The following is a 20,663-nucleotide window of genomic DNA, read 5'->3' as shown; positions in this document are numbered from 1 at the left end:
GCTGGGTGATGATGATTTCTTGGTGAAAGCCCAGAAAGTGGCCCTGGCGCCAGGCGTCACCTGGAGCGAGGAACACAAGGGCACCAATGCAATTGGCACCGCGCTGATTGAAGAATTGCCCACTGTCGTTCACGGTCAAGACCATTTTCTGGATGTGAACCGTTTCCTGACTTGTTCAGCAGCACCGATCTTCGACCCCAATGGCGTGGCCATTGGCGTACTTGATGTAACTGGCGACTATCGCAGCTACCACCGACACACCATGGGCTTGGTGCGTATGTCTGCACAAATGATTGAAAATCATTTGTTCAATAGCTCGTTTCAAGACGCGATCATTGTGCAATTTCACCAGCGCGGAGAGTTTTTGGGTTCAGTCGTGGAAGGCGCAGCCGCCTTCTCGCCCGCAGGCAAATTCCTGGCAGCCAACCGGGCTGCCATGGTGCAATTCGGCATGTCGGCCAATGCCTTGAAAAGCCACACCTTCAGCTCACTGTTCGGTATGCCTTTGTCGGCCCTGATCGACCACTACCGCACCTGCAACCCCATTCCGCTGATTTTGTGCTTGCACAATGGCAACCAGGTGACAGCCAAAGCCAGCTTGGGCAGTGTAGGCCGCGGTCGAATTTTCGACTCGGTGGGCTTGGTGAAAAACAATCAGGACGGGGCCGTTCAGCACAACCAGGTGCCGGCAACCCAGAAAGGCAACACCACCTGTCAAAAAAGCCATCACCTGTCCAGCCTGAAATACCTGAACACAGGCGACCCGCAGGTGGCGAAAATCATCGAGAAAGTGGGCAAGGTGATTGACAAGGACATTCCCATTCTGATTCTGGGTGAAACAGGCACAGGCAAGGAAATTCTTGCGCAGGCCATACACAACGATTCGCCTCGACACGACAAACCTTTCGTAGCCGTTAATTGCGCATCGATACCCGAAACACTGATTGAATCCGAGTTGTTTGGCTACGAAGACGGTGCGTTTACTGGCGCGAAAAAGAAGGGCTCACAAGGCCGTATATTGCAGGCCAATGGTGGCACCTTGTTCCTCGATGAAATTGGCGATATGCCGGTTTCGCTGCAAGCCCGTTTGCTGCGTGTATTGCAAGAACGAGTGGTTACACCACTGGGCAGCCAGAAAAGCATTCCTGTGAATTTACAAGTGATATGCGCCACGCACCGCAACCTGCGCGATCAAATTGCGGCTGGCCTTTTCCGCGAAGACTTGTACTATCGCTTGCACGGCTTGGTGGTGCGAATTCCCGCGCTGCGCGAGCGCACCGATCTGCAAAAAATAATTCAGCGCATTCTGGAGAATGAATCACACAACCCGCGTATTCGTGTTTCAGGCGAAGTGATGAAGGCATTCACCACACACGCTTGGCCGGGCAATATTCGCCAGCTGACCAATATTTTGCGCACCGCCAGTGTAATGACTGACGAAGCTGAAACCATTGAGTGGGACCACCTGCCCGACGACTTCCTCGACGAATGGCGCGCCTTGCGTTTGGACAACAAAACCAGCCAGCCGGAGCAAGTGCTGCCAGAAACCGACGATCGCCAGCCACTGCGTGCAACAGCACCTGTGGCCAGCACACGCCCACAGTTTAACGTGCGCAGTAATTTTTCAGTGCAAACCAAAATGGCTGCACCTGCTCACAAGCCAACACCGGCGTTCCCGGCGCGAACCAAACCAGGATCGTTTGAAGTGCAGGTGCATCATCGACAGGCTGTTGCACCCAAAAACAATGGCCTTGACCAAACGTTCAGCAAGTTCAGGGAAGGTCGATTTGACAGCTGGACGCACAGCCAGAGACCGAGCAATCGGGAAGAGCAGATCAATTCGCTGCCCCAGTCACCCCGATACAAAGAAGACACCTACGACACCCGCGCCTACGATGCACGGGCACAGGGTTACCTGGGTTCCCGGCAGGCCACTTCTCGGGCCCAAGTGGACAATCCAATCAATCTGGACGACCTGGAATCACAGGCGATTCAAGATGCCTTGGAAACCTGCCGGGGCAATGTGAGCGCTGCCGCCCGCATGCTGGGTATTTCAAGAAATACAATTTACCGGCGCCTGAATTCAAAGTAAGTCGCGTGCATTAAGCCGGCTCCGCCCGTTCCAGAAAAACCACCCCATTGTCGGGTGGTTTTTTTTGGTACAAAGCAATTGAACAGTTGTCACAAAACTGTCATTCACCTGCTCCACCCGCACACAATCCTGTTTCAATGCGCACCGTTTGGCGCAAACCAACTGCACCGCCCCAGCCTGTCATCAAAAGCCCTACATTTTCATTTAGTTATTATAAATCAATAACTTATGCACTGGCATGTCTTTTGCCCTAGTCCCCTCAAGCCAGTTCTACTCTGCAGTGTACTGGCGAGCTTTAGAAGACAAACAAGCAACAACCTTTAAAAACTAAAACTGGAGGGTTGATCTCATGATCAGCAAAAAATTAGTAGCAGCTTCCATCTTGGCAGCAATGGGGACTTCGGCACACGCAATCGGCTTTAAAGCTGGCGAGTGGGAAATGGATATTTCTGGCTCTGTAAACGCCTACTACAACACCACCAGCTGCGACAACGCTGGCGCAGCTGCCGATGGTGCTTTGGGTGTGTGTGGCGGTACTGCCACAGGTCAAGACCGCACTTCGATCCAAAACGGTCTGTTGCCAGGTTTCATTATTTTTTCAGCTTCGACTACGCAAGCAGGCTACGACTTGAAGGCGGTTATTTCGATCGATCCCGGTACAACCTTCACAGGAGCTGGCACCGGTACTTCAGGTCAATTGGTTGGTGACCAACGACGCGTTTTCCTGCAATTCGGCAACGCAACCATGGGTACGATCAAGGCAGGACGTGACATCGGGTTGTTCGGGCAAAATGCCATTCTGAATGACATGTCATTGCTGGCGGTCGGCGGTGGCTCGGGCTTCAACGGTGCATTGAACACCACCCTGGGTTCTATCGGCGCTGGCTACATCTACACGGAATTTCAACCTCAAATTACTTACACCGCACCTGCGATTGGAAATCTGAGCCTGTCTGCCGGCGTTTTCCAACCAAAAACACCACGTGGTGAAGCAGATTCACCCGGACTTCAAGCCCTGGCATCTTACAGCCTGGGTGACACAGGTAAAATCTGGGGTGCATTGGTCAACCAAGGGCGAGACACATTGCCGGATGATCCTGCAACAGCTGGCAACAATGCCCAGAGTGATATCGCTGGTTATGAAGTTGGTGCCGCTTTGAACTTCGGCAATTTGGGTCTGGTGGGCAATTACTACACCGGCGAAGGCTTGGGTACGACATTGATCGGATTCGGCGGGGCTGACCTACAAGGTCTCGAACGGGACTCCGACGGCTACCTGGTTCAGGCCACATACAAGGTCGGCAACACCAAATTTGGTATCAATTACGGCGCCTCCACCCTGGATGCTACCAGCAACGATGCGGCAATCATGCTGGACGAAACAAGCCAAATGGTTCTGGGCGTGTACCACAACTTGACCCCAAGCCTGACGATTGCGGGTGAGTACATCACTCGTGAAGAACAATATCGCTTTGCACCTGCTGGTACACCAAAAGGTGAAGAGAACACAATCGCCGTAGGCGCAATCCTGTTCTTCTAATCGTTAACCACCCTCCGTTAACGGTTATCCCTAAGGCGCGAGCTCACAAGGTTCGCGCCTTTTTGCATTGTGTTTCAAACTGCAACAGTTTGAACAAGCGAAACACCCGAACAGGCACCCATTTCCCACATCGCAAAAATACCGACAGCGCTGCATGTACGGCACGGGAATTGCTATTTAAACCTTTGAGGACGAACAAAACGGCGCAAGCCAAGTTCTTCACCCAAGCCATGTGCCAAGGTGCATTTTTATAAAGTAAAAGGAGGATATTTCATGCAGTGGACTACACCATCATTCGTTGACATGCGTTTCGGTTTCGAAATCACCATGTACATCGCCAACCGTTAATTTGACGGTTCGCACAGCCCCGGATAGCCTTTCAGGCTGGCGGGGCTTTTTTTACCCCTGAAGAAAAGCAACTATGAAAATCAAAGTTCTGGGTTCCGCAGCAGGCGGAGGGTTCCCGCAGTGGAACTGCAACTGCAACAATTGCCAAGCTGTCAGGGCCAAAGCGCCCGGCTACACCGTGCGCACCCAGTCGTCGATTGCCATATCGGATGGGTCAGCCAACTGGATTCTGGTGAATGCGTCACCCGACATTCTCACCCAGATCAAGAACACCCCTGAATTGCAGCCCAACCGCGGCCCGCGCGACACAGGCATTTCTGCTGTCATTTTGATGGACGCACAAATTGATCACACCACTGGCTTGTTGATGATGCGAGAGGGCAAAACCCCCATGCGCCTGTTCACAACACCAGCGGTGTGGGAAGACCTGACCAACGGCTTGCCATTGGTTCCCACCCTTGGATTTTATTGCGGCGTGAAATGGACGCCCTTGTGCACCGAGTGCGATGACCCATTGACCATCAGCCCGCTGGACAGCATCAAGATTAAATCAATCCCCTTGATTAGCAAGGCACCGCCCTACTCCCCCAGCCGCTACGCGCAACGCCGTGGCGACAACATTGGTTTGTTGATTGAAGACACCAACACCGGCAAGAAAGTGTTTTATGCACCTGGGCTTGGTGAAATTACGCCTGATATTTTGCCCTACATGCAACAAGCCGATGTGTTGATGGTCGATGGCACCTTCTGGACCGAAGATGAAATGGTCACGCAAGGGTTTTCGCAAAAAATGGCCGCTGACATGGGCCACTTGCCACAAACCGACAAACCGGGTCAGCGCGGTTCTGGCATGATCAGCCAGCTGAGCCAGTTCGAGGGCCAACGCAAAATCCTGATTCACATCAACAACACCAATCCGATTCTGTACGAGCATGGCGACGAACGCGCCATACTGGCCGACAATGGAATTGAAGTGTCCTACGATGGCATGGAGATTCTTGCATGAGCAGCAACAAAGCCTGGAGCAAAAAAGAGTTCGAAGAACGCTTGCGCGCCAAAGGCGACCGCTACCACATCCACCACCCTTTCAATGTGGCCATGCGGGAAGGCAAACTAAGCCGTGAACAATTGCGTGGCTGGGTAGCCAATCGTTTTTACTACCAGGTGTGCATTCCGCAAAAAGACGCCGCTGTAATGGCCAATTGCGACGACCGCGAAACACGCCGACGTTGGGTGCAGCGTATTCTCGACCACGATGGCTGGGAAGGCAACGCCGGTGGTATTGAAGCCTGGAGCCGCTTGGGCGAGGCAGTTGGCATCGACAAAGACACGCTTTGGAGCCAGCAACTGGTGTTGCCCGGTGTGCGCTTTGCCGTGGATGCTTATGTGAATTTTGCGCGCCGCGCGCCTTGGCAAGAAGCGGTGTGTTCATCGCTAACCGAAATGTTTGCGCCGGAAATTCACAAACAACGCTTGAGCAACTGGCCCAAAGATTACAAGTGGGTGGCACCTGAAGGCTTGAATTATTTTCGGTCGCGAATCAGTTTGGCGCAGCGCGATGTAGAACACGGTTTGGAAGTGACACTGAATTATTTCAAGACCCGCGCACAGCAGGAACGCGCACTTGAAATTCTTCAATTTAAACTGGATGTGTTGTGGAGCATGTCAGATGCGATTGCGCTGGCTTACCCCGACAAACCTGCCAAAACAAAACAGAAGAAACAATGAGCACCGAGACCAACCCAGTTTTGCCGGAATACCCAAAACTAAATCGCTTGTTCCGTCTTCAGTACGAAGAAGCACAAAAAACACATGTGCTCTTGTACCCCGAGGGCATGGTGAAACTGAACCAGTCGGCCAGCGAAATTTTGCTGCTGTGCGACGGCACCCGAACAGTGGTGGATATTGTTGCCGCACTTGAAGCCAAGTTCAGCGCAAGCGGACTGGACGCCGATGTGCGCAGCATGCTGGAAGAAGCCGCACGTCGAAACTGGCTGGACGCATGAACAGCCTGAGCGAGCAAAACATGCGCCCTGCCGGCCCCCTGTGGCTGCTGGCCGAGCTGACCTACCGCTGTCCGCTACACTGTGTGTTCTGCTACAACCCGGTTGATTACAAAACCAACACGAATGAACTAAGCACCGCCGAATGGAAAGAGACCATGAAGCAGGCCCGTGCCTTGGGCGCGGTGCAACTGGGCTTCTCGGGTGGCGAGCCTTTGCTGCGCGACGACCTCGAAGAACTGGTGGCTTACGGCCATGAACTGGGCTACTACACCAACCTGATTACCTCCGGCATTGGCTTGAAACCCGCCCGGCTGGATGCATTGAAAGCCGCTGGCCTTGACCACATTCAAGTGAGTTTTCAAGACGCAACGCAAGCTGCGAACGACGCACTCAGCGACACCAAAACATTCGCCAAGAAACTGGAAATTGCGACGGCCGTGAAAGCGGCGGGATGGCCCATGGTGTTGAACGTGGTGCTGCACCGCTTGAATCTGGATCACATCGATTCAATCATCGAGCTGGCGGTGAAGCTGGGGGTTGAATACCTGGAATTGGCCAACACCCAATACTACGGCTGGGCCTTCAAAAACAAGGCGGCGTTAATACCCACCCACGCGCAACTGAAACACGCCGAGGAACGCGTTGCCGCGTGGCGTGAAAAACTGGGCAACACCATGAAGCTGTTGTTTGTGGTGCCCGATTACTTCGAGAAAACACCCAAGCCCTGCATGAGTGGTTGGGGCAATGTGTTTCTCAGTATCAGCCCCGACGGCACCGCCCTGCCTTGCCAGGCTGCGCGCATGTTGCCCGGTTTTGAATTCCCCAATGTAAAAACAAGTTCTGTTGAACACATTTGGTATGCAAGCGATGGCTTCACCCGCTATCGTGGCGATGCCTGGATGAAAGACCCTTGCCGCACTTGCCCCGACAAAGCGAAGGATTACGGCGGTTGTCGCTGCCAGGCCTACCTGATCACCGGTGATGCCACGAATGCCGACCCGGTGTGCCACAAATCGCCTGAGCATGAAAAGGTGCTTGAGTTCGTGAATGCTGCTCAACGTCGAGACAACCCCAACGATTACCTGAAAGTTCAGAAGGCTGAACAGCAAATGCTGGCCAATTCAGCCGAGGTGCCCGTGGTATGGTATCGCAGCGATCACAACAGCTTGCACCTCAGCAAAAACGGCTCTTGAACACCAACAACAACGCAACCGACAACACAATCCGCCTGCACGCACAGGGCCTGTCCTTCTCCTGGGGAGAACGTCGGGCACTGAGCAATGTCAGCCTTGATTTAAACGCTGGCGAAATGTTTGGCCTGCTGGGCCCCAACGGCGCAGGCAAAACAACCCTGATCAGCCTGATCGCAGGCTTGATCACACCCCACCAAGGGGAGCTCTCCGTGCTGGGTTACAGCACCCGCAGGGCGGCCGATCTTGCCCGAAAAAATCTGGGCTTTGTGTTTCAATCGGTGTCACTGGACCGCTTCATGACTGTGGAAGAAAACCTGCTGTTTGCCTCGGGCCTGCAAGGCATGAACAAGGCGCAAACCAAAGCCAACCTCGAGCACCTGTACACCATTTTCCCGATTCAAAGCTGGTTACACCGCACTGTAGGAAGCCTCTCGGGTGGACAAAAACGGCTAGTAGACATTGCGCGCGCCATGGTGCACAAACCTGGCGTTCTTATCCTCGATGAACCCACCACAGCGCTTGATGTGCCTTCGAAAAACAGCGTGTGGCAAACCCTGAAAACCCTGCAAGCCATTGACGGACTCACCATTTTTGTTGCTACGCATTTGATGGACGAGGCCAACAGTTGTGACCGTGTCGGCTTTCTGAACCAAGGCGAATTAAGCTGGCTAGGTACCCCCGCACAAGCACTCGATGAACTGCCCGATCAAAGCGTAACCAGCGTGCGCACAGCCACATTGGCCGACTGGTTTGTGTGGAAAATGAACGGCGGAGCGCACTGAGTATGTTGTTGCATTTTTATTGGGCTGTGATACGCCGCGAAAGCCAAAAGCTGTTGAAACAACGCGACCGCCTGGCCGCTGCCATGGTTCGCCCTGTGCTGTGGTTGTGGATTATCGGTGGTGGCATGCAGGCACTGGCTGGCGGCGACTACACAGCGCGTTTGTTGCCCGGCATTGTGGGTATGACCCTGCTGTTTGGCGGCATGGTGGGCGGCCTGAGCATTGCTTTGGACAAAGACGCGGGCACCATGCGATTGCTGGTAACAGCCCCTGTGAAAACCCATCACATCCTGATTGCCAAAACCCTGGGAGCCGCCATGGGTGCACTGGTTCAAATGGGCCTGCTGATCACCTTGCTTCTGGCCTTCGAAGGCCTTTATACCTTGCTGTTTCCGCTGGGTTTTGATTTGCAGAATGTACTGCCTTGGGTTGGCCGCACCTTGTGGCCCCAGTTGCATGTGCTGCTGCCCGGCGCCGTATTGGCTGCTTTGGCTTGCGCAGCATTGGGTGTGCTGTGCGGCACTTTTGCAAAAAGCATCGACGGCTTTGCGGTCATGATGAACTTCGTAATTTTTCCGGTGTTTTTCTTCAGTGGCGCGTTGTACCCGATCGATCCAATGCCCGCGCTGGCACGCTGGGTGGCCTTGCTCAACCCCTTTTCTTATTGCGTCGATCTGCTGCGCCATTCCTTCAGCAGCCATGCTGAATTCAGCGTGTTGTTCAGTGCATCCGTTCTGGCAATTGCCACCGTCGCCATGCTGGTGGTGGCCACCTGGAAGTTCTCTCAAAGTGGTGCTGCAGTGCCCTTAAATCAATAAAATACTATTTTTAGTTAGATTTTGTAGAGAATAACTCTACAATTTTAAAGCACGATCGTTCGTATTTTTACCTACAATGTCCTCGCAAATTTCCATTCCTAAAACGGATCCAAGAGGACGACATGAAACAATCCGCTTTTCAATTCAAAATCATCTCCACCGCCATTGCCACACTGTGCATGGCCGGTTCAGTGCAGGCTGCAGGCTTCGCATTGCTTGAGCAAAACGCCAGTGGTGCCGGCGTGGCCTACGCAGGCAAAGCCGCCATTGGTGAAGACGCCAGCGCGGCCTGGTTCAACCCCGCCAGCATGAGCCGCCTGAAAGAACGCCAAGTGGTGCTGGGTGGGCATTACATTGATTTGAACAGTGAGTTCAACAATGAAGGCACAACAACCCCACCTGCCATGACCACCAACACCGGTCGCAATGTGGGTGATTTCGGATCTGAAGGTTACATTCCGAACTTCCACTTGGTTCTACCCTTCAACGACAAAATCAATTTCGGTTTATCGGTTGCTACACCATTCGGCTTGAAAACTGACTATCAGCCAGACTGGATCGGTCGCTTTCAGGGCATCACTTCTGACATCAAATCGGTGAACATCAATCCCTCTGTCTCATACAAGGTGAACGAACAGTGGTCAGTGGGTGCAGGTGTATCAGCACAGAAACTGGATGCCAAATTGAGCAGTTCTACCGTACTTGGACTGAACACGGAATCGTTGACTACCATTGCGGGCGATGGCTGGGGCTACGGCTTCAACTTGGGTGTGATGGGTCAATTGACTCCAGCAACGCGCGTTGGCGTCGCTTACCGCTCAGCAATTGAGCAGGATCTTGAAGGGAACGTGACATTCAGCGGTCCTGCAGCAGCCACTCAAAACAGCGACCTAAGCAGCAAAATTCGCCTACCCTCATCCTTAAGCATTTCAAGCGTGACTGACTTGAACCCCAAATGGCAATTGTTGGCTGATGCCACATGGACCGAGTGGACTACCATTCAAAAACTTCAGTTTGATCGCGTGAACGCCGGAGCTGGTGCCGCACCGATTCCGGTTCAAGACTACGAGTGGAAAAACAGCTGGCGCTTTGCGGTGGGTGGTATTTACAAATACAGCGACACCATCAATTTGAAAGCGGGTGTGGCTTACGACATGACACCCGTACCGGATGAGCGTCGCAAAGTGCGTTTGCCTGATGAAGACCGCATTACCTTGGCAGTTGGTTCACAGTACAAGTTCGACAAAGCCACAACCTTCGATGTGGCCTTTCAATACGTGATGCCAGACAAGGCAAAAATTGACAGCACGGAAGGCGCCGGTGGCGCACAAAGCCGCGTGTTGGGGACCGCCGAAGGTGATGCTTTCATTCTTTCAGGTCAGGTGTCTTACAAGTTCTGATTCAGTTTTGTAGACAGAAAAAAGCCCGACTTATGTCGGGCTTTTTTATAAATAACCCGATGGCCCGCCATACGGGCTGACCGCAACCAAACGACCACTCAGGTAATAAGCGACACACCAAAAAAGCAGGGTAACGACACAAAGCCCCACACCATAAGGTATGGGCACATCAGGCAACAGATGCAAAAAAGCCAAAGGAAATACCAGCAACAAGGCTTTCTTGGGCCACAGCCGCCCGTGCGTGTAAAGCTGCCGTGCAGTCAATACACTATACAAAGAAGCAAGTCCAAGTCCAATTTGTACTCCCCACCATTCGAGATTTACGAACAAATGATCAACAACAGCAAAGTGTGAGGACAATGTAAGCACCGTGCTAACAATGTATAACGACCAAATATAGGGAGGGGGCAAAATGAATTTCATGATGCCAAGTCCACAAGGTAAATGCTAAGTTCCTTAACATGACCATCCAAAGTACTCGACAAAAACGACAGTCCCGCAGCAATCGAATCTTTCAAACTTTTAAGGGCACCAATTGATATTTCTTGTCGCGAATAACGTTTGGGTTCTCTGCCACTTCGAATCAGTTTTTTCAATTCCCCGTTGGAAACATTTGGCCTGCGAAGTTTGATCATTTCCTTGGTCAACAAAGTAGCCTGTTGCCTGTTGACATTACCCGTCAAAGCAGCGGGAATATTCACACCGGCATTACTCAAAACTTTTACAGCACGGCGCGCTGCCATTGCAGATGCACCCACACCCAAAAGCGACACACCATCCAGAACCTGCAAAGTCGTTTTGTAGGCAGGCAGTTCATCGAGGCGCTGATTAACACCTGGTGAAAATATTGCATTAGTGGTTCTGACGAACGAATTACCACAGCTTAAGGCAGTGGCAGCGGTCGCCGCACCCGCCACCGCCGATACCGCCAAGCTTGTACCACCTGAAAATGGCGCACCAACACCACCCCCCAACGTCACAACCCCCGCAACCACCGCCGCCGTGCAGTTAATCGCAGCCATCGCACCTTCCGCCAACACCTCCCGACCAGAAACTTCTGGCTTGCCGGTTTTAATATCGATCACGATGTATTGGTTTTGAACCGGTGCAGTGTGGGGTTCACGAAGCACTGCTGCACTGCCATCCACAGCAAGCACTACTCCAAGTGGTCGAAGCTCGATGACAGAATTTGCAGATTGAAGAACTTTCTGGCGAATTGCGGGTGAAATGACTTCAGACATGATTGGGTGCTGGGGATGGAAACTCCCGATTATCAATCTGCCATCGAGAAAACCAAAAAACCGGGTTTTTGGATCACTCACTCTGAGGATAGGCGAAAAAATGCCCGGCTCAAGGCCGGGCAGAAAAGACGCATTCGTTTAGGAGACTCTCAAACCGCCACAACTTTTTCCAGCTCCCAATCAATGCCGGAAAAAGGTCCCAAGGAGCAATTTGATCAAACCGTTTGCGTCAATAAGTTCCCTGCGGAGCAGGCAGAAAACTTGGGGGTGAAAATGACAACACTTCTAAACGCTCTACTACTTCACTACTCACCAAACCACCCCGCACGGGGCAGTTTGGTGTACTTCACAAACTGATTACTTCATCAGTTTGAATACCCACACGGAACCGCCTTGTTCAAGGTAGTTCACTTTGCTGGCTACGTCACCGCCCCACAAGGGAACAGCGCCACCCCAACCAGACACAACAGCCACATACTGCTGACCGTCTTTGTCCTTCCAGGTCACGGGAGGTGCTACAACACCAGAACCTGTCTGGAATTTCCACACTTCCTTACCGGTTTTCGCATCAGCTGCCTTCAGGAAACCTTCTGGAGTACCCCAGAACACCAGGTTACCGCCAGTGGTCAAAACACCGCCCCACAGAGGCGCGTTGTTCGTGATTTCCCACTCGATCTTGCCGGTCTTGGGGTTCATCGCACGCAGCGCGCCGATGTAGTCAAAGCCAGGCAATGTCTTGATGGTGAAACCAGCGCCCAGGTAAGCAGCACCTTTCTTGTAGGTGATTGGCTCGTTCCAGATCTCCATGCCCCACTCGTTGGCAGGAACGTAGAACAGACCTGTGTCAGGGCTGTAAGCCATTGGCTGCTGGTTCTTGCCACCGAGGAATGAAGGTGCAGAGAATACGGTTTCGCCTTTCTTGCCGTCCATCTTGGTGGGGTCACCAGGGCGGTTGGCCGGGTCGAAAATCGGGCGACCTGTCTTCATGTCGATGCCCTTGGCCCATGTGATTTTCTTCACGAAGGGGAAGGCGTTTTCCAGCTTGCCGGTTGTGGCGTCATTCACATACATGAAACCGTTGCGGTCGGCTTTGGCGCCAACACGCTTGCCATTCATGTCAAAGGTGATGAACTCGTTCACACCGTCGTAGTCCCAACCGTCGTTGGGTGTGGACTGGTAGTGCCACTTGATCTGACCTGTTTTTACATCAACAGCAACGGTGGCAGTGGAGTACAGGTTGTCGCCTGGGCGCAGGTGGCTGTTCCAGGGTGCTGGGTTACCAGTACCGAAATAGGCCAGACCTGTTTTGCTGTCGTATGTACCGCCCAGCCAGGTTGCTGCACCGCCGGTTTTCCACATGTCGCCTTTCCAGGTCGCATTGGTGGTACCGGAAATGCCAGCTTCTTTCTTGTTGCCGTCTTTGTCCCACACATAACCCATGTGGCCTTCAACGGTTGGGCGCAGCCAAACCATTTCACCTGTTTTAGCATTGCGTGCTTCAACACGGCCTACCACACCAAATTCACCACCGGATACACCTGTCAACACCAAACCATTGGCGATGATGGGTGCAGCCGTGTTGGAGTAACCAGCTGCGTAGTCGTCAATCTTGTCCTTCCAAACCACCTTGCCGGTGTTCTGGTCCAATGCGATCAACTGGGCATCCAGTGTCGCGAAAATCACCAGGTTGTCATACAGGGCTGCACCACGGTTCACCACGTCACAGCAAGGCATGATGCCTTCTGGCAGACGGTGCTCGTACTTCCACAGTTTTTCACCTGTTGAAGCATTCAGTGCGTAAATGCGTGAGTAGGAACCGGTTACGAACATCTTGCCGTTGTGAATCAGCGGCTGGCTTTCTTGACCACGCTGTTTTTCACCACCGAACGAGAATGACCAGGCTGGAACCAGCTTGCCAATGTTCGATACGTTGATGTCTTTCAATGGGCTGTAACGCTGACCCTCTGTACCAATACCCCAAGACAATACATCGCCTGTGGATTTGGCATCGTTTTGAATCATTGCGTCTGTCACAGCGGCTGAAGCCACTGCTGGAATCGCCAGTGCGGTTGCTACCATCGCGCTAAGCAGAGTTTTGCGCATTATTTGTTTCTCCTCTCTTCATCCGTTACTTTGAGGTTCTCGCCCCTCGTTTGCAGAGTCGGGGCTACCCGGTTAGAACCTAGCGCAAGCTTCATGCCAAGTAGAATATTCCATCTAAATAAATTTTTTATTCAATAAAATCAGTGCGTTATAAATTCACCCTCATTTGAGTGATTTCATTCATCGCAATCAACAAAAAAAGAGACAGTTTTGTGACATTGCAACAGCTCACCTGTTCAGCAACGCACAAACTGTCCCTTTTTGACACACTTGTTACAGCGTTAACCCTGATTCTCTCGCTTAGAAACCACCCAGAGCCTGCTTTTCATACAGGGGGTACAAGTTGGTCACATTGCGATAAAACTCGGCCGGGTAAGCTGCAAAGCTTCGGAACCGCTCGGGCGCACCTTGCTTCATCACGTCATTCATTTCTTCACCCATCGCAGCGGCGTCAGTCAGTCGTTTTTCAAGCCAGCTCAAGTAATCCAGGGTTTGGTCGATTGCCTCGCCGCCCCAACTGACTGGACCATGGCTGGGCACCACCACTTTGGGCTTCATGGCTTGAAGCTTTTTCAGGCTTTCAATCCACGGCTTCAACCTGGCATGCGGCGTGGTCACAATACGCTTGTAAAACACCAAGCCCCCCGCCCACATCACCTTGCTTTCAGGATCAAACACCACCAAATCGGAATCGGTGTGGCCTTTCAACTCGAGAGTTTGAATGGGTTTGCTGCCAAAGTTTCTTAAACCACCCGGAGCAATGGTTTGTGCAGGGAATACGCTTTCAGTGCCCTTCATCCAGTCGCCACATAAACGGTACAGGTTGGTTTCATACAAAGCAGCTTCTGCTTTAATGCCTTGAATAGTCAGCTTTGTCGCGGCAAGGGATTCTTTGGGATAAGCCTGATTGCCCAAAAAATAATCCGGGTGAAGGTTCAGCGCCACCACCTGCTTCACAGGTTTGTTTTTGCTGACCGAATCAATCAAGGCCCGTTGCTGCTCGCCATAAAGCCGTGAAGTTCCGGTGTTGATCACATACACCCCGGCATCATCCATGTAAAAACCGGTGTTGATGATGTTGCAGCCATTGGCCTGTGAAAAGTCGTCGTTGGCGCCAGCGATCACATACCAGCCACCTGCCAGTTTGGTGGCTTTCAAACCGTAATCCAGGGTGGATTTGTTTGGTGTTGGCTTGGCAATATTGGGCAGTTCAGCCAGCACAGGGCCAGCAGCAAGAGTTAAGGCGGAGGCAGCAAACATTGCGCGCACAGCTTTGCACAAATTCATTGGGTAACCTTTGCATCAATCCGGTTGCCGTTGTTGTCGCGCCCCACCAGGCTGATTGGGCCTACCGGCTTTTTGTCGAAATCAAATGAGAACAAGGGGTTCTCCGAGACTGGCTCGAAGGGGTAAAGCTTGGCCAGCACCTGCTTGTTCTTGTCTTGCAGAATCATTTCTTCAATGTAAAACGCGGGCACGCCGGCCACCAAACCGGTGTCCATGGGGTGCGACACCTGCACACGCAGGCGTGCGTCATCGCGCAACTGGTTGGCATCAAACATTTTGCCAGCCACCTTGTTCAGGGTTTGAGGCCAGCTGCCATCGGCCCGCGTTGCGCCGGGTACGGTGCAACCACCGCCAGCCGCTTCAATGAAGGCATATCCGACGTGCCACACGCCATCGGCGGTCAATGCCGCAACACGAATGGGGCTGGCCTGCTCCAGCTTGAAACGGAAATTCAAGGCGGGCTTGGCTTTCTCCGGGATGAATTCAAGCACCTTGCGAATCGGGTTTCTGTCCACCAGCACCACAATTTTTTTCACATCACCAAGCGCAGAGGCATCGAAGGAGACCGGCACGTTCATGGCGTCTTCAGCAAACAAGGGCACTGTCACCTTGATTCGGGAATCGAACACCGTTTTGGCACCGGCCTCGAAAAACTGCCCTTTCATGTCGGGCCATTGCATGGAACCCAGCGGGTCGCCGCCAGTCAAATCAGCTTTCACCGCACCCAGTTCTGCGGGCGCTGCCAAAACCGGGCTGGCGAAGAAATTGCTCATCAACCAGAAACTGCTAACGAGAACCCCAAGCGGGATCATTTTATTAATCGATTGTTTTGTACTGCTGAACATCATGATTACCTGTCTCCTGCTTTTTGTAATCTGTCAGAATGCAAGCAATCGACATGCCTGTATCCGCAAATGCTCAATTTAAAAATATCTGCACGCTGGAAAAAAGACGACGGCCAATTTGTTGAACTCGACCAGCGCATGTTGAACACCTTAAAAACCATCGACACCGCGGGATCCATTTCGCTGGCCTGCAAAGCAATGGGTGTTTCTTACCGTACCTTATGGTCTCAAATTCAGCAATACAACCAAATGCTGGGCGAGGAACTGGTGGCCACGCACGGGCGGGCGGGCGCCTGCCTGACAAGGTTTGGGCACAAGTTGATCTGGATGGTGGAACAGGGCAATGTGCGCGTTGCACCCGACCTGGGTACAGTGGGCGAGCAACTGAACGCCGAATGGCTGGATGTTGATCAAAACAAGCCCTGGATCAGCCTTGCTCTGAGCGACGACCTGGTGTTGCAAAACCTGTTTCAAAACACAGCGCTGTACAAAAAGCTTCAACTGTCGCTGCGCTGGTCGGGCAGCATTGCCGCACTTTCCGCCTTGCACCGCGGCGAAGTGCGCGTGGCTGGTTGCCATTTGCCGGTGGGTCTTGAAGAACACTCGCATGTGCATCAAATCATGCGGCGCTGGTTGCGTGGTTCCAACCTGAGTGTGGTTGAACTGTTTGAGCGTGACATTGGCTGGATGAGCCGCCCGGCCGCCAAGCCACCTACCCTGGAAGATGTGGCCCAAAGGCGCGCCCTGTTGGTGAACCGCAACTCGGCCTCATCCACTCATCATCAACTCGATGCCTTGATCACCAAAGCCTGCCTGAAAGCCGAAGACTTGCCAGGATTCTTTCACGAAGAGAATTCCCATTTGGCAGTCGCCTGTACTATCGCAGCGGGGCATGGTGATTTGGGCTTGGGTATTCGCGCGGCTGCCGACCATTACGAACTGCAATTCAGGCCAGTGTCCAAAGAACGCTATTTTTTGGTGTTGCACAACAGTGATTTGCAATACCGTGCGCTGGATATTCTGTTGCCTTGGTTGCGCAGTGCAGAAGTATTCGAGCATGTTCAAGGCGCTGCTGGGTATACACCGTTGAACTTGGGAAGAACACGTGCACTGGAATTGTTTCTCAACGAAATCCAAGCCAACTAACCCCCCCTCATTTGAGTGTGTCAAAACTGTGCAGCGCAATAATATTATGCAAATAATTGCATAATAAATCATTGTGCACTTGAACTCCCCAGCCCAATGTTCGGCAGATTTATTCCTAATTGATTGTCAATTCACATCTGCACTTGGAAACAAACTTCCATAAATCGTTGCCATCCGGCACTGGCATGCCCGTTGCGCAAGGCCCTCTACCACCATCAACACTACAAAGGAGTTAGGGACATGAATATGGTTGACGAATTAAAACTTGGCGTGGCATTTCCGTTCAAAGCGAAATACGACAACTTCATCGGCGGCAAATGGGTCGCTCCAAAAGGCGGGCAGTACTTCGACAACATAACACCAGTCACAGGCCAGGTGCTTTGCAAGGTTGCTCGCTCTCAAGCCGAAGACATTGAACTGGCCCTGGACGCGGCCCATGCCGCCAAAGACGCTTGGGGCAAGCGTTCGCCAACAGAACGCTCCATGATTCTGAATCGAATTGCCGACCGCATGGAAGAAAATCTGCGCCTCATTGCCGTGGCCGAAACACTGGACAACGGTAAACCACTGCGCGAAACCATGGCTGCGGATATTCCGCTTGCGATTGACCATTTCCGCTACTTCGCCGCCTGCATTCGCAGCGAGGAGGGCAGCATTTGTGAAATTGACCATCAAACCTACGCCTACCACTTCAATGAACCACTGGGCGTGGTCGGCCAAATCATTCCATGGAACTTCCCGATTCTGATGGCGGCCTGGAAGCTGGCGCCCGCGCTGGCTGCAGGCAACTGCGTGGTGTTGAAGCCGGCTGAACAAACACCCGCATCCTTGCTTGTTGTAATGGATTTGATTGCTGACCTGCTGCCTCCAGGTGTGTTGAATATCGTAAACGGTTTTGGTCTGGAAGCTGGCAAACCGCTGGCCAGCAATTCACGCATTTCCAAAATCGCATTCACTGGTGAAACATCCACTGGTCGATTGATCATGCAGTACGCGGCACAAAACCTGATCCCGGTTACGCTGGAATTGGGTGGCAAGTCGCCCAATATTTTCTTCTCCGACATCATGGATGCCGACGACGCATTCTTCGACAAAACACTGGAAGGCTTTGCGATGTTTGCCTTGAATCAGGGTGAAGTGTGCACATGCCCTTCACGCGCATTAATTCAAGAGGACATTTACGACGCATTCATTGAACGCGCGATTGAACGCGTGGGCAAAATCAAGCAAGGCAACCCGCTGGATGAAAGCACCATGATTGGCGCACAAGCTTCTTCAGAACAACTGGAGAAAATCCTGAGCTACATCGACTTGGGCAAACAAGAAGGCGCCAAGTGCCTGATTGGGGGCGAACAAAACAAACAAAGCGGCGACCTGGCTGGCGGCTACTACGTGAAGCCCACCGTGTTCAAGGGCCACAACAAGATGCGCATTTTCCAGGAAGAAATTTTTGGCCCCGTGTTGTCAGTGACCACTTTCAAGGACGAAGCCGAGGCCCTGCAAATCGCCAACGACACCCTGTACGGCTTGGGCGCCGGTGTGTGGAGCCGAGATGGTGCCCGCGCCTTCCGCATGGGCCGTGCCATTCAGGCGGGCCGCGTTTGGACCAACTGTTACCACCTGTACCCGGCCCACGCCGCATTTGGTGGTTACAAGCAATCGGGCATTGGCCGTGAAAACCACAAGATGATGTTGCACCACTACCAGCAGACCAAAAACCTGTTGGTGAGCTACAACCCCAACGCTTTAGGCTTTTTCTAAGCGTGTGAATTGATGTAGCAAGCGCCGCTCGACTCCAAAAGGGTTAAGCGGCAATGTCATTGAAATGGAGAAACCATGTCGAACCGAGTCAGCGCCAGCCCGCAAGCACTTGAATTGATCGCAACACTGAAGACCCAGCACGGCGATGTGATTTTTCATCAAAGTGGTGGTTGCTGTGACGGCAGTGCGCCCATGCTCTTTCACCGAAACGAATTTCCCTTGGGCGGCTCTGATGTCAAGCTGGGCGACATTGGTGGTGTCCCTTTTTACATGAGCAAATCGCAATTTGCGTATTGGCAGCACACTCACTTGACCATTGATGTGGTGAAAGGCAACGGCGGCATGTTCAGCCTGGAACGGCCCAGTGGCTTGCGATTTCTGACACGGTCTCGCTTGTATTCCGACGAAGAATTTGCGGCACTGCCGCCTGTACAACCTATGGAATAGTTCAATTACGACAAAAATGCGATCCATGCGCCAAACAGCAAAAACAGCCCACTGGCCACCAAACGCAACACTTTCAGTGGCAACACCCGCGTTAATTTTTCGCCCAGAAACACCACCGGGGCATTGGCAATCATCATGCCCAGCGTGGTACCGACCACCACCGGCAAAAAGTCGCTGTACTGCGCCGCAATGGCCACTGTGGCCAGTTGGGTTTTGTCGCCCATTTCCGCAAGAAAAAACACCACAATGGTGGTAAGCAACACTCCCCATTTGCCGGTCTCGGGTGCCGCATCATCGGCCTTGTCGGGAAACAGGGTCCAAATGCCCATGACCACAAAACTGGCCACCAGAATCCACTTCAGAGTGTCCGCGCTGATCAGCGTGGTGACCCAGGTACCCACTGCGCCAGCCAGGGCGTGATTCAACAGGGTTGCAATCAGGATACCCCACACAATTGGCCAGGGCTTTTTGAATCGGGTTGCCAGTATGATTGCCAACAGCTGGGTTTTGTCGCCCATTTCGGCCAATGTCACCAGGCCTGTTGCAGTTAAAAATGCTTCCATTGCGTTGCCAGTTTCAAAGTTGGCGCCAGTTTAACACCGCCCTTGCAAGGGTCATCCACAATTGACCCAAAGTTCATTACTGAAATAATGGGCATCAATTCAAGCCTCGCCTGTCCACATGACCCAATTCAATGTGCTCTCGGAAATTCTGGGAGTCACCGCCCCGGTGTTTGCCATGGTCTTCATGGGCCTGTTGTTGCGCAGGGTCAATCTGATCAACGACTCGTTCATTCAAACTGCCTCCACACTCACGTACAGGGCCACCATGCCCACGCTTTTTTTCCTGTCGATCTGGCAGGCCGATTTGCAAAGCGCATTCAACGCAGAACTGGTCTTCTTCCTGTGTGCTGCCACGGTCCTGGGGTTTTTGGGCAGCTGGTGGTGGGCCACACAAGCCATCCCGTACAGCCAACGGGGTGTGTTTGTTCAAGGTGCTTTCCGGGGCAATTGTGGTGTCGTCAGCTTCGCCCTGGTTGCTAGCTATTACGGGGCTTACGGGCTCTCGGTGGGTGGCGTGCTGGTTGGCTTTACCATCCTTTTGTTCAATGTGCTGTCGGTGCTGATACTGTCCGTTTACAGCCCCACCCTGAAGTTCAGCCCCGCCTCGGTGGGCAAGGAATTGCTGAAAAACCCCTTGATCATTGCTGTGGTGCTGGGCATGTTGGCCAGCGCAGTGAAGCTATACATACCGCAGTGGCTGTTGAAATCGGGGGAGTACTTCGCTGGCCTTACCCTGCCACTGGCGCTGATTTGCGTGGGTGGCACACTGTCTTTGGCCGGGGTCAAGGCTTCTGGCATGTCCGCCCTACAATCCAGCGCAATCAAAATCGCAATTTTGCCGGTGCTGGCCTGTGCTGCGGCATGGGCCATGGGCATTCACGGGCGGGATCTCATTATTTTGTGGATGTTCTTCTCAAGCCCAACCGCCGCAGCAAGCTTTGCAATGGCCGTGGCTGCCGGGGGCGATGGCAAACTGGCCGCCAACATCATCGCCCTCACTACGCTGGTGTCCATCGGAACCATGACTTTGGGCATTTACACGCTCACGGCGCTGGGGCACTAAATTCACGCGTTACACTCGGAATGAATTC

General features: G+C 52.8%; 21 protein-coding genes. 15 read left to right on the top strand and 6 right to left on the bottom strand.

Annotated elements, in window-relative coordinates:
- The first annotated feature begins 1 nt into the window (after position 1).
- From FCS97_RS07230 to FCS97_RS07185, 10 genes are all read left to right on the top strand, one after another.
- Positions 2 to 2,092: a sigma-54-dependent Fis family transcriptional regulator gene (locus tag FCS97_RS07230; RefSeq protein WP_425460737.1), complete on the top strand. Its 2,091-nt coding sequence runs from the start codon at positions 2 to 4 to the stop codon at positions 2,090 to 2,092.
- Between the two features lie 349 nt (positions 2,093 to 2,441).
- On the top strand, positions 2,442 to 3,632 hold the full coding sequence (locus FCS97_RS07225; protein WP_138517708.1) for a porin: 1,191 nt from the start codon (positions 2,442 to 2,444) through the stop codon (positions 3,630 to 3,632).
- A gap of 273 nt (positions 3,633 to 3,905) precedes the next feature.
- Positions 3,906 to 3,980 carry a pyrroloquinoline quinone precursor peptide PqqA gene (gene pqqA / locus FCS97_RS16780; RefSeq protein WP_083797182.1) on the top strand — a complete coding sequence of 25 codons (75 nt, stop codon included), beginning with the start codon at positions 3,906 to 3,908 and terminating at the stop codon, positions 3,978 to 3,980.
- A 73-nt stretch (positions 3,981 to 4,053) separates the two neighbouring features.
- The gene (gene pqqB, locus FCS97_RS07215) at positions 4,054 to 4,986 is read left to right on the top strand and encodes a pyrroloquinoline quinone biosynthesis protein PqqB (RefSeq protein ID WP_138517707.1); all 933 of its coding nucleotides are present in this window, start codon (positions 4,054 to 4,056) and stop codon (positions 4,984 to 4,986) included.
- Positions 4,983 to 5,708: a pyrroloquinoline-quinone synthase PqqC gene (pqqC, locus tag FCS97_RS07210; RefSeq protein ID WP_138517706.1), complete on the top strand. Its 726-nt coding sequence runs from the start codon at positions 4,983 to 4,985 to the stop codon at positions 5,706 to 5,708. The genes pqqB and pqqC overlap by 4 nt, the downstream gene beginning before the upstream one ends.
- Entirely contained in the window at positions 5,705 to 5,986 is a 282-nt protein-coding gene (pqqD, locus tag FCS97_RS07205) for a pyrroloquinoline quinone biosynthesis peptide chaperone PqqD (protein ID WP_138517705.1), read from the top strand. The genes pqqC and pqqD overlap by 4 nt, the downstream gene beginning before the upstream one ends.
- Positions 5,983 to 7,179, top strand: coding sequence for a pyrroloquinoline quinone biosynthesis protein PqqE (gene pqqE, locus FCS97_RS07200; RefSeq protein ID WP_138517704.1), 1,197 nt, complete (start codon positions 5,983 to 5,985; stop codon positions 7,177 to 7,179). The genes pqqD and pqqE overlap by 4 nt, the downstream gene beginning before the upstream one ends.
- Positions 7,176 to 7,961, top strand: a complete 786-nt coding sequence (locus tag FCS97_RS07195) for an ABC transporter ATP-binding protein (protein WP_171035198.1) — start codon at positions 7,176 to 7,178, stop codon at positions 7,959 to 7,961. The genes pqqE and FCS97_RS07195 overlap by 4 nt, the downstream gene beginning before the upstream one ends.
- A 2-nt stretch (positions 7,962 to 7,963) precedes the next feature.
- Complete coding sequence (locus FCS97_RS07190; protein WP_138517702.1) at positions 7,964 to 8,779, top strand: ABC transporter permease; 816 nt, start codon at positions 7,964 to 7,966, stop codon at positions 8,777 to 8,779.
- 122 nt (positions 8,780 to 8,901) lie between these two features.
- A complete protein-coding gene (locus FCS97_RS07185; RefSeq protein WP_138517701.1) occupies positions 8,902 to 10,179 on the top strand; it encodes an OmpP1/FadL family transporter in 1,278 nt (425 codons plus the stop codon).
- A gap of 45 nt (positions 10,180 to 10,224) precedes the next feature.
- On the opposite strand, the gene FCS97_RS07180 is transcribed toward FCS97_RS07185, so the two are convergent.
- The gene (locus FCS97_RS07180) at positions 10,225 to 10,602 is read right to left on the bottom strand and encodes a hypothetical protein (protein ID WP_138517700.1); all 378 of its coding nucleotides are present in this window, start codon (positions 10,600 to 10,602) and stop codon (positions 10,225 to 10,227) included.
- Positions 10,599 to 11,420 carry a hypothetical protein gene (locus FCS97_RS07175; RefSeq protein ID WP_138517699.1) on the bottom strand — a complete coding sequence of 274 codons (822 nt, stop codon included), beginning with the start codon at positions 11,418 to 11,420 and terminating at the stop codon, positions 10,599 to 10,601. The genes FCS97_RS07180 and FCS97_RS07175 overlap by 4 nt, the downstream gene beginning before the upstream one ends.
- Before the next feature lie 15 nt (positions 11,421 to 11,435).
- On the opposite strand from FCS97_RS07175, the gene FCS97_RS07170 reads away from it, so the two are divergent.
- Positions 11,436 to 11,777, top strand: a complete 342-nt coding sequence (locus FCS97_RS07170; protein ID WP_138517698.1) for a hypothetical protein — start codon at positions 11,436 to 11,438, stop codon at positions 11,775 to 11,777.
- Here FCS97_RS07170 and FCS97_RS07165 read toward each other — a convergent pair whose 3' ends face one another.
- From FCS97_RS07165 to FCS97_RS07155, 3 genes are all read right to left on the bottom strand, one after another.
- Positions 11,778 to 13,523, bottom strand: a complete 1,746-nt coding sequence (locus FCS97_RS07165; RefSeq protein ID WP_138517697.1) for a PQQ-dependent methanol/ethanol family dehydrogenase — start codon at positions 13,521 to 13,523, stop codon at positions 11,778 to 11,780.
- Between the two features lie 300 nt (positions 13,524 to 13,823).
- On the bottom strand, positions 13,824 to 14,810 hold the full coding sequence (locus FCS97_RS07160) for a quinoprotein relay system zinc metallohydrolase 1 (protein WP_138517696.1): 987 nt from the start codon (positions 14,808 to 14,810) through the stop codon (positions 13,824 to 13,826).
- Positions 14,807 to 15,583 (bottom strand): quinoprotein dehydrogenase-associated SoxYZ-like carrier, encoded by a 777-nt coding sequence (locus FCS97_RS07155; RefSeq protein WP_246065951.1) that lies wholly within the window; start codon positions 15,581 to 15,583, stop codon positions 14,807 to 14,809. The genes FCS97_RS07160 and FCS97_RS07155 overlap by 4 nt, the downstream gene beginning before the upstream one ends.
- Positions 15,584 to 15,724: 141 nt before the next feature.
- On the opposite strand from FCS97_RS07155, the gene FCS97_RS07150 reads away from it, so the two are divergent.
- From FCS97_RS07150 to FCS97_RS07140, 3 genes are all read left to right on the top strand, one after another.
- Complete coding sequence (locus tag FCS97_RS07150; RefSeq protein WP_138517694.1) at positions 15,725 to 16,801, top strand: substrate-binding domain-containing protein; 1,077 nt, start codon at positions 15,725 to 15,727, stop codon at positions 16,799 to 16,801.
- A gap of 240 nt (positions 16,802 to 17,041) precedes the next feature.
- Positions 17,042 to 18,562 carry an aldehyde dehydrogenase gene (gene adh / locus FCS97_RS07145; RefSeq protein ID WP_138517693.1) on the top strand — a complete coding sequence of 507 codons (1,521 nt, stop codon included), beginning with the start codon at positions 17,042 to 17,044 and terminating at the stop codon, positions 18,560 to 18,562.
- A gap of 75 nt (positions 18,563 to 18,637) precedes the next feature.
- Positions 18,638 to 19,009, top strand: coding sequence for a DUF779 domain-containing protein (locus tag FCS97_RS07140; protein WP_138517692.1), 372 nt, complete (start codon positions 18,638 to 18,640; stop codon positions 19,007 to 19,009).
- Between the two features lie 5 nt (positions 19,010 to 19,014).
- Here FCS97_RS07140 and FCS97_RS07135 read toward each other — a convergent pair whose 3' ends face one another.
- Positions 19,015 to 19,572 carry a TMEM165/GDT1 family protein gene (locus tag FCS97_RS07135; RefSeq protein WP_138517691.1) on the bottom strand — a complete coding sequence of 186 codons (558 nt, stop codon included), beginning with the start codon at positions 19,570 to 19,572 and terminating at the stop codon, positions 19,015 to 19,017.
- A gap of 118 nt (positions 19,573 to 19,690) precedes the next feature.
- Between FCS97_RS07135 and FCS97_RS07130 the strand changes: the two genes are divergently transcribed.
- Positions 19,691 to 20,635: an AEC family transporter gene (locus tag FCS97_RS07130; protein WP_138517690.1), complete on the top strand. Its 945-nt coding sequence runs from the start codon at positions 19,691 to 19,693 to the stop codon at positions 20,633 to 20,635.
- Positions 20,636 to 20,663 lie beyond the last annotated feature (28 nt).

Source organism: Limnobacter alexandrii, assembly GCF_005871185.1.
Classification (GTDB): Bacteria; Pseudomonadota; Gammaproteobacteria; order Burkholderiales; family Burkholderiaceae_B; genus Limnobacter; species Limnobacter alexandrii.
This window is presented reverse-complemented; position numbering and strand designations above follow the sequence as displayed.